At 67.3% G+C, this 7,481-nt stretch carries 9 protein-coding genes and 1 pseudogene; 4 read left to right on the forward strand and 6 right to left on the reverse strand.

Going from position 1 to position 7,481, the window contains the following annotated elements; genetic code table 11:
• Positions 1-205: 205 nt before the first annotated feature.
• Entirely contained in the window at positions 206-730 is a 525-nt protein-coding gene (locus ACFYOB_RS41315) for an NUDIX domain-containing protein (protein WP_388570176.1), read from the forward strand.
• Here ACFYOB_RS41315 and ACFYOB_RS41320 read toward each other — a convergent pair.
• Together ACFYOB_RS41320 and ACFYOB_RS41325 are read right to left on the reverse strand one after the other, a co-directional pair.
• Entirely contained in the window at positions 724-1,152 is a 429-nt protein-coding gene (locus ACFYOB_RS41320; RefSeq protein ID WP_388570179.1) for a DUF6262 family protein, read from the reverse strand. The genes ACFYOB_RS41315 and ACFYOB_RS41320 overlap by 7 nt on opposite strands.
• Complete coding sequence (locus ACFYOB_RS41325) at positions 1,149-1,820, reverse strand: tyrosine-type recombinase/integrase (RefSeq protein ID WP_388570182.1); 672 nt, start codon at positions 1,818-1,820, stop codon at positions 1,149-1,151. The genes ACFYOB_RS41320 and ACFYOB_RS41325 overlap by 4 nt, the downstream gene beginning before the upstream one ends.
• A 354-nt stretch (positions 1,821-2,174) precedes the next feature.
• Between ACFYOB_RS41325 and ACFYOB_RS41330 the strand changes: the two genes are divergently transcribed.
• A complete protein-coding gene (locus ACFYOB_RS41330; RefSeq protein WP_388570185.1) occupies positions 2,175-2,486 on the forward strand; it encodes a ribosomal protein L7/L12 in 312 nt (103 codons plus the stop codon).
• Positions 2,487-2,555: 69 nt separating this feature from the next.
• Here the strand turns inward: ACFYOB_RS41330 and istB are convergent, their stop codons facing one another.
• Positions 2,556-3,326, reverse strand: coding sequence for an IS21-like element helper ATPase IstB (gene istB, locus ACFYOB_RS41335; protein WP_388570188.1), 771 nt, complete (start codon positions 3,324-3,326; stop codon positions 2,556-2,558).
• The gene (gene istA / locus ACFYOB_RS41340; protein WP_388570191.1) at positions 3,323-4,744 is read right to left on the reverse strand and encodes an IS21 family transposase; all 1,422 of its coding nucleotides are present in this window, start codon (positions 4,742-4,744) and stop codon (positions 3,323-3,325) included. Before istA ends, istB begins: the two co-directional genes overlap by 4 nt.
• 212 nt (positions 4,745-4,956) lie before the next feature.
• Between istA and ACFYOB_RS41345 the strand changes: the two genes are divergently transcribed.
• The gene (locus ACFYOB_RS41345; RefSeq protein WP_388570194.1) at positions 4,957-5,742 is read left to right on the forward strand and encodes a hypothetical protein; all 786 of its coding nucleotides are present in this window, start codon (positions 4,957-4,959) and stop codon (positions 5,740-5,742) included.
• Between the two features lie 37 nt (positions 5,743-5,779).
• Here ACFYOB_RS41345 and ACFYOB_RS41350 read toward each other — a convergent pair whose 3' ends face one another.
• Positions 5,780-6,367, reverse strand: a complete 588-nt coding sequence (locus ACFYOB_RS41350) for a TetR/AcrR family transcriptional regulator (protein ID WP_388570197.1) — start codon at positions 6,365-6,367, stop codon at positions 5,780-5,782.
• A 64-nt stretch (positions 6,368-6,431) separates the two neighbouring features.
• On the opposite strand from ACFYOB_RS41350, the gene ACFYOB_RS41355 reads away from it, so the two are divergent.
• Entirely contained in the window at positions 6,432-6,950 is a 519-nt protein-coding gene (locus tag ACFYOB_RS41355) for an SRPBCC family protein (RefSeq protein WP_388570199.1), read from the forward strand.
• Here the strand turns inward: ACFYOB_RS41355 and ACFYOB_RS41360 are convergent.
• A pseudogene (locus ACFYOB_RS41360) lies at positions 6,931-7,092 on the reverse strand (IS5/IS1182 family transposase); the annotation flags it as partial. The gene ACFYOB_RS41355 and the pseudogene ACFYOB_RS41360 sit on opposite strands and share 20 nt — an antisense overlap.
• Positions 7,093-7,481 lie beyond the last annotated feature (389 nt).

Consider the following 7,481-nt stretch of genomic DNA (forward strand, 5'->3'; position numbering starts at 1 on the left):
TCACCGCCTCCTCGAAGCTTCCCGCCGCCCAGATCCGCGACCTCGGAGCCCTGCGCTGGCTCCATTCCGGCGAGTCGGTCATCCTCTTCGGCCCGACCGTTATCGAGGGTTTGGTTCGAGATTCGGCATATTGCCGCTGGGTGGGACCTTCATGAGATCGATGTGACGTGGCTGCGTTGTCAGTGCAGCCTCGTATGTTGGCCCGATGAGTCAGAAGGTGGTCGATGAGCGGGCCGTCGAAGCGGCGGTGAACGACGCTGAACAGGCGATAGCCGAGTTCGACGGGGCCTGCCGGTGGCTGACTGCTGCCCGGCGGGGACCGATGGAGCCTCTTGGAGCCGAGGTCTGGGTGTTCGACAAGGATCTTGCCCGGGTGGTGTTGGTGAAGCACCGCTGGCGGGGTTGGGTTTCTCCGGGCGGGATGGTCGAGGCCGGGGAGACACCGCGCGAGGGCGCCATCCGGGAGCTTTTCGAAGAGACGGGCCTTCGGGTGGAACCGCTGCCTGAGCCGGCAGCGGTTGCGGTTCGCTCCTATCACCCGGACTTGCCGGTCACGCTCGGGCTGTCGTATGCCGCCGTCGTTGATGCAGCGGCCTCGTTTGTTCCGGAGGCCGGGCAGCCGGTGGCTTGGAAGAGGTTGGACGAGGGATGGGAGAGCTGTTTTCCCGATGATCTATCCCGGATTCGTCAGCATGCCACGTGGTTGGCTGATCGGGTGGGCCGTCATTGAGGGGCTGCTGCGGTTCCTCCGCGGCGGGCGAGTTCGCGGCGGAGGTCGAGATTCTCGCCGTGGGCTTGTTCGAGCGCGTCTCGCAGAGCCTGTACTTCTTCGCGGTGCTGCTTCTTCAGGCGGGTGATCTGACTGGTCAACGCGAGGACGAGGGTGCTCTGCCCGTCGGCTGGAGGGGTCGGTGCGGGAACCGGCCGGGCTTGGGCCCGTAGCCGTTCGATGCGTCCCCGCAGGTCGGGGTGGTTATAGAGGAACGCATGGGAGACGGCGGCCTCGCGCTGGACGGCCTGGAAGGTGATCGGCTCACCGCGTTTGACCAGGGTGCGGATCGCCTTCTCGGCGGCCTCCATCTTGGCCTGTGACTTCGCCTTCGCGGCGGTGGCGAGTGTCTGGGTGCGCTTGGCGCGAGCGTCGTCGGTCATGGCCGGGTCCTTCGGTGACGGTCGAGGGTGAGCGGGACGGGGCCGGTGGGGGCGGCGCCGCAGCCGGCGCCCTGGACGGCGCGTCCGGGCTTGGAGCGGAGAGTGTCCAGCAGCTTCATGAGGGCCGCGTGTTCGGCTCTCCGTTGTAGCAGCCAGACGTTGTCCTCGGGCATCGGACGTCCGTGCCGTTCCTGGAATGCGGTGGTGCTGCGGTTGATCAGGGCCTCCGTCTCGGTCAACTGCCTTTCCAGCGCGTTCTGGTGGGAGGCGTCGGTGACGAAGGCCGAGCAGGTCAGGCAGGCATTTCCCTTGTCGCAGGTCTGCAGGGGCGGCAGCAGGCACCAGCCGTGGGGCAGGAAGCGGTCGGCCCGGTTGAACAGGTGGAGGCTGTCGTGGTCGTCGCGCGAGAAGACGATATGGGTGCCGTCCGCGCGGAGTTTCGTGGTGGCCAGAAATGCCTGCTCGGCGTGTTCCTGGCGGGCGGCGACGTAGTGCATCGTCATCGACGGGGTTGCATGCCCGGCATAGCGCATCAACACGTGGACGGGCAGGCCGAGTTCGGCGAGCCGTGTGAGCTTCGTGTGTCGGAAGCGGTGGGTGTGGCTCAGTCCGACGGGCTTGCCCTTGCTGTCGGCGATCTTCACGATCTTGCTGAACTCGCGGAGCATCCAGCTGTAGGTGCCCGACGGGTAGGGCTTGTCGCCTTGCCGGTTCCCGGTCCGCTGCAGAAACAGGTGGCGCGGGATGATGCCGGGGAAGCGGTCGCGGACCCACTGCTGTCCGCGTACTCCTCTGAGTGCACCGCCAAGTACAGAGATACGTGCACCGGTAGGCTCCCGTCCTGAGGCCGGATTCCGTCCCTTGCCGTCTGCTTTCTCGCGTACTGGAGAGAGGAGGATGGCGGCGAGGTGGAGGGCGGCTTGGCAAGCCATGGCGAGCTTGTCAGCAGATGGCGTGATGGATCACTTGCCGGGCAGCTCGTGGACGGCCGGGGAGGGTGTGTGGAAGAGCCAGGATTCCGTGTGCTGCTGACAGAAGCAGGAGAACGGAAAACGGAGGCAGTCCGGGCGATACGGACGGTCACCGGCCTCAGCCTGTGGAACAGCAAGCTTCTGCTTGCCGACGCACCCGTAGAGCTCGAGGTAGCCGGCTGGTTCGAAGCCGCTGTCGAGGCGGCTCGGACCCTTGAGGACGCAGGTGCCCGCACCAGGCTGCTCTGCGATTGCTGCGGCCGCCCCATTAGACGGGGAGCCTTCCCCCTCACCTCGGTGCAGTGCACGGACCTGCGGCCCCTGGAGATCTGTTGGGCGAATGGCCTGACCACAGTGATCTGAAATCGGCCCAGTTTGGTGTGAGAGACCCCCGGCTCATCCGGGCCGGCTGCCGAGGGAAGTCGCCAGTTGTCAGGCTGCGTCTGTGTCGCGTTCGATGGCTGCGAGTCGGTTCTTGAGTCGGTAGCTGGGGCCGTTGATGGAGACGACATCGCAGTGGTGCAGGAGGCGGTCGAGGATGGCGGTGGCGAGGACTTCATCGCCGAACACCTGTCCCCATTCACTGAAGGTCTTGTTCGAGGTCAGGATGATGGAGCCCTTTTCGTATCGCTTTGAGATGACCTGGAAGACCAGGTTGGCCTCGGCGCGTTCGAGGGGCTGGTAGCCCACTTCGTCGACCACGAGGACGGCCGGCCTGAGATAGCTGCCGAGCTTGCTGGTCAGGCGCCCGGCGGCCTCGGCGGTCTTGAGGTTGCGGACCATGTCGTCGAGGCTGATGAAGTAGATCGAGTAGCCGGCGCGGCAAGCCGCGACTGCCAGGGCGACGGCGATATGCGTCTTGCCCACTCCCGGCGGCCCGAGCAGGGCAGCGTTGGCCTTGGCTTCGATGAAGGAGAGGGTGGCGAGGTCTTTGACCTTGCGGGGGTCGAGCTCAGGCTGGAATGAGAAGTCGTAATCGTCCAGCGTCTTGTGGTGCGGCAGCTTCGAGATCCGCAGGCCCGTGCGGAAGCGGCGGTCGTCACGGACGGCGAGTTCCTCGGAGAGAACGAGGTCGATGAAGTCGAGGTAACCCATTTTGGCCTCGTCAGCCCGCTGAGCGTACTGAGTCAGAGCGTCGGCCAGGTGAGGCAGGCCCAGCTTGCCAGCCGTGTTGCGGATGCGGGTGGAGACCAGCTCGCTCAAGACGATTCCTTCGGCAGTCGGTGGGTGCTGAAGGGGCGGGTGCCGGTCAGCTCGTCATAGACCGACAAAGGCCTGCGGCCGACTTCGACCTGGGTGACCGCGGCCCGGTTTAGCAGGGCTGACAACGGACCGGACTCCGTGCCTGGACCGTTGTGGCGGCGGGGCTGGGTCAGGCCCCCGTCGCCGGCGGTGACGCGGCGGCCGGCTCCGGTGGGCAGGTCGTCCCAGTGCTTCTCGTCGACGATGCGGGCGCCTCGGCCAGCCGCTCGGGGGTGAAGGGCCAGCAGGGTTTCGCCATTGTGATCGGCGGCGGTCGCATGCAGCATGATCTGGGACTTCGTGGCCCTGACTTCGACCAGCTGACGGGGGCGGACCTTGCGGGCCGGCACCGAGTAGAGGTTGGCGTCGAAGGCGACGAGGCAGTCTTTGCCGACATGCCGGAGATGCCGCTGAGTGACCACATAGGGCGTCTGGGGCAGCGGGCGGAGGGCCACGTGGTCGCGGATCGCGCGCAGACCGATGACCTCGCCGTGGGTGCCGTGCACCTTCGCTCGCCGCAGGGGCACCCAGGCGGTGAACGCGGCGTTGAGTTCCTCAATGGAGGAGAAGGCCCGTCCGGCCAGGACGTGGTCGCGGACGATCAGCACCTGTCGCTCCACGCGGCCCTTGCCCGTGGGCCGGTAGGCGGCCAGCACGTCGGGATCGAAGTCGTAGTGCCCCGCGAAGGCGACGGCCTCCGGATGGAGGGGGACGGCTTCGCCTGGTGCGACATGCCTGCGGACCACCGTTTTGGTGCGGTCGTAGACGATCGACATCGGGACCCCGCCGAAGTGCGCGAACGCCTGCCGGTGGCAGTCGAAGAACGTGGCCAGGTCCTGGCTGGTGGTGAAACAACAGAACGGATCGCGCGAGTAGGACAAGGTCATGTGGAACGAGTAGACCTTCGCGATCCCGACATGAGCGAGGATCTGTCCCTCGTCACCCCAGTCGACCTGGGCCTGGGCCCCCGGGACCACCTCGAACCTGCGGTGCAGCCCCGCCAGTTCCCCTGGACTGATACCCAGTTCCTCCGCGATCCGCGGGCGCGCTTCCTGCAAGTACATCTTGATCCGCTGGTAGCTGCCCGTGAACCCGTACTCGGCCACCAGGCGCTCGTGAATCACAGCCCCCTTGAGCAGGATCTCGGCCCGCAGCATCGCGTCGATCAACGGCGCGACCTCATCCACCACCCGCCGGTGCGGCTGACCGTTGGGAGCCCTCCGCGGCGGAGCCACCGGCGTCTCGCCTGACAGGTACTTGACGACCGTGCGCCTGTTCAGCCCGGTCTCCTTCGCGATCTCCCGCAGGCTCATCGCACCGGATTCGTACAGCCCGCGAAACCGCCTCAGCTCCAACCAGCGATGCGGATCCAAGACCACCCTCGCCGCCCTCCACCGACCCGAACAGGACGACAGAAGACTCGCGCGACACCACCCTCACTGCATCAAGAACGGTGCACGTTCATCCGTACGCGGTGGTGCACGTTCACGGCTCTGGCAAGATTTTCGTAGCCGGAGATCATCTCGGCTGACACGATCGGCTGGTCCATAGGACGGGCAGCCTATGACTGTGCTCTGTTGAACTGGCCAGCGTGTTACCGCAGTTGTCTGATGTGTTGTTGACTTCGGTCGAGGTCTCCGATGCTGTGGTGGCGGTCCGCGCCATCACGAGATCCGGCGAACCAGCGGGATGTACTGGATGCGGCCAGCTCAGCGCGTGGTGCCACAGCCGCTACGTGCGGAGCCTGGCCGACGGCACGCTTGCAGGTCGGCCTCTTCGCATCGACTTGTCCGTACGCCGCCTGTACTGCGAAAACACGACTTGCCCGAAGGTGACATTCGCCGAGCAGGTGCCCGGGCTGACCGTGCGGTACCAGCGACGGACACCACCGTTGCAGCGCCTGGTGGAGGAGGTCGGGGTGATGCTGGCCGGCCGAGGCGGTTCCAGGATGCTCCGGATCTTGAACATCAGGCTCTCGCGGTGCACCGTCCTGTCCCAGCTGATGCGGGTGCCGCTTCCGCCGCTGTTCACGCCCCGGGTGCTGGGGGTGGACGACTTCGCGCTCTACGGCGACACCTACGGCACCCTACTGGTCGACGCCGCCACCCGGCTCCCGCTCACACTCTGGGAAGGACGCGACGCGGAAAGGCTCGGCCGGTGGCTCCGTCAGCACCCAGGCGTTGAGGTCGCCTGCCGCGATGGCTCTCTCGCCTACCGGCAGGGCATCACCGCCGGCGCCCCCGATGCAGTGCACAACAACCTTGTTGACGACGTGGAGCAGACCGAGGCGCTCGCGGTCCCGCATGGCGAATTCGGCAACGGCGACCTTGCGGTTGCGGGCGAGAGCCCGGCGCAGGACCTCGTAGGGCTTAGATAAGGCAACGGCAACCCGTCGAAGGTGCGCGGTCGCAGCGCTAGGGGCAGGTGGGGGCGCCGTGCAGGAGCAGATCGAGCACCGAGTCGATGTAGCCGGCCAGTTGGCTGTCGCTGCTGAGAGGGAGCACGCCGGGCAGCCTCGTCGCCAACTCGTCGTGGCCGACGTACGCGGCGTAGCCGAGCATCGCACGCTGGACCGCGACGGCCGGCGGGAAGCCGATCTCCTGGAAGAGCTCGATCGTGTAGTCGAGCCGTCGCTGCACCACCCGTCGCACCACTGGCGCCACCAGCTCGTGGTCGGCCGACGCGAGCAGATTCGCCGCCGCGGCGCCCCGTCCGGCGCCCCCGGTCACCCAGGTGAGCAGGGTCCGCAGCCGGGCCCTTGGATCGGGCTCGGCGGCCAGCATCGCGATGGTGGCCTCGGTGAACCGGCGCTCCCACAGCGCGAGGGCCGCCTCGATGAGGGCGTCGCGGTTGGTGAAGTGCCAGTAGAAGCTGCCCTTGGTGGTGCCCAGCCGCGCGGCGAGCGGCTCCACTGCCACCGCGCCGAGCCCGCGCTCGCCGATCGCATCGAGCGCTGCCGCCGCCCAGTCGTCCGCCGTCAGTCGTTGTCGCCCTTGATTCACGTCCATACGCTACCGTACGGTCATTCCATACGCCTCCGTATGGAGGCTCGGGCAAGGAGACGACGTGCAGAACTTCCAGCGGCGCACCATCGACGCGCCCGCCGCCGAGGTCGGCGCCCTCCTGGACCGGTTGGGCTCCCCGCAGGACCTGATCTGGCCCACCCCGGCCTGGTCCCCGCTGAGCCTCGACGCAGGCTTGGCGGTCGGCTCGGGCGGCGGGCACGGCAGGATCCGCTACTCGGTCGCCGCTCACGAACCGGGCAGAAGGCTCCGGTTCACCTTCGCTCCCGGGCTCGGCATGACCGGGTACCACGAATTCCTGATCACCCCCGAGGGGCCGGACCGCTGCCGGATCTCCCACACCGTCGCAGGACGCCTGGAGGGCAAGATGCTCCTGATGTGGCCTCTGGTGATCCGCTGGCTGCACGAAGCCCTGCTCCAGGACGCCTTCGACAACATCCAGCGCGCGGCCACGAACCACCTGCCCCACCCGGCCCGCTGGTCGGCCCGGGTCCGCCTGCTGCGCCTCATTTTCGCCCGCCGGACCCGCGGGCCCGTGGAGCCGTCCGCAGCACGTACATGACGCCCGCGAGGGCCGCCCTGTCCGGAACGCGCAACCGCGCGGGGTAGCGGCGGCGCCGTTCGGGAGCGAGCGGAAGCAGCGGAGCCACGCGCTCCCCCAGGTCATTTGAAACAAGATCAGCACGTACGCGGACACCCTGCCGACCAGGTCAAGGAGAAACGCACCGGGTGGATGCGCGGCCCGACTCCCGTCGATGGCGTCCACTCCCACCCGGTGGGCTCCACTCGGTGGAGTGGATGGCGAGCACGGTGGCGTCCACTCCCGGACGGTGGAGTCCACTGAGCTTCCGCCAACCTGAAGTCGCAGGTCAAAGGGCTGGTGTGACCAGCTTTCGCGGTGCTCACGCTGCTCGTGGACGGGAGCCCATTGAGAAGATCGTCTGACAGAGGTCGGGATTGTCGCCGAAACGGAGTCCGAGGCAGCGCTGCCGGCCCGTGTACCGAAGTTGGGACGCGCAGCCCGTCCCGCTGGCCGGCACATGACATCCTGCCCCAATGCTCCTGAACGATCTCTCCAGCAGTGTCGACCTCC

Origin of the sequence: Streptomyces sp. NPDC006463, from assembly GCF_042870715.1 — a bacterium.
In the GTDB taxonomy this organism is placed as follows: Bacteria; Actinomycetota; Actinomycetes; order Streptomycetales; family Streptomycetaceae; genus Streptomyces.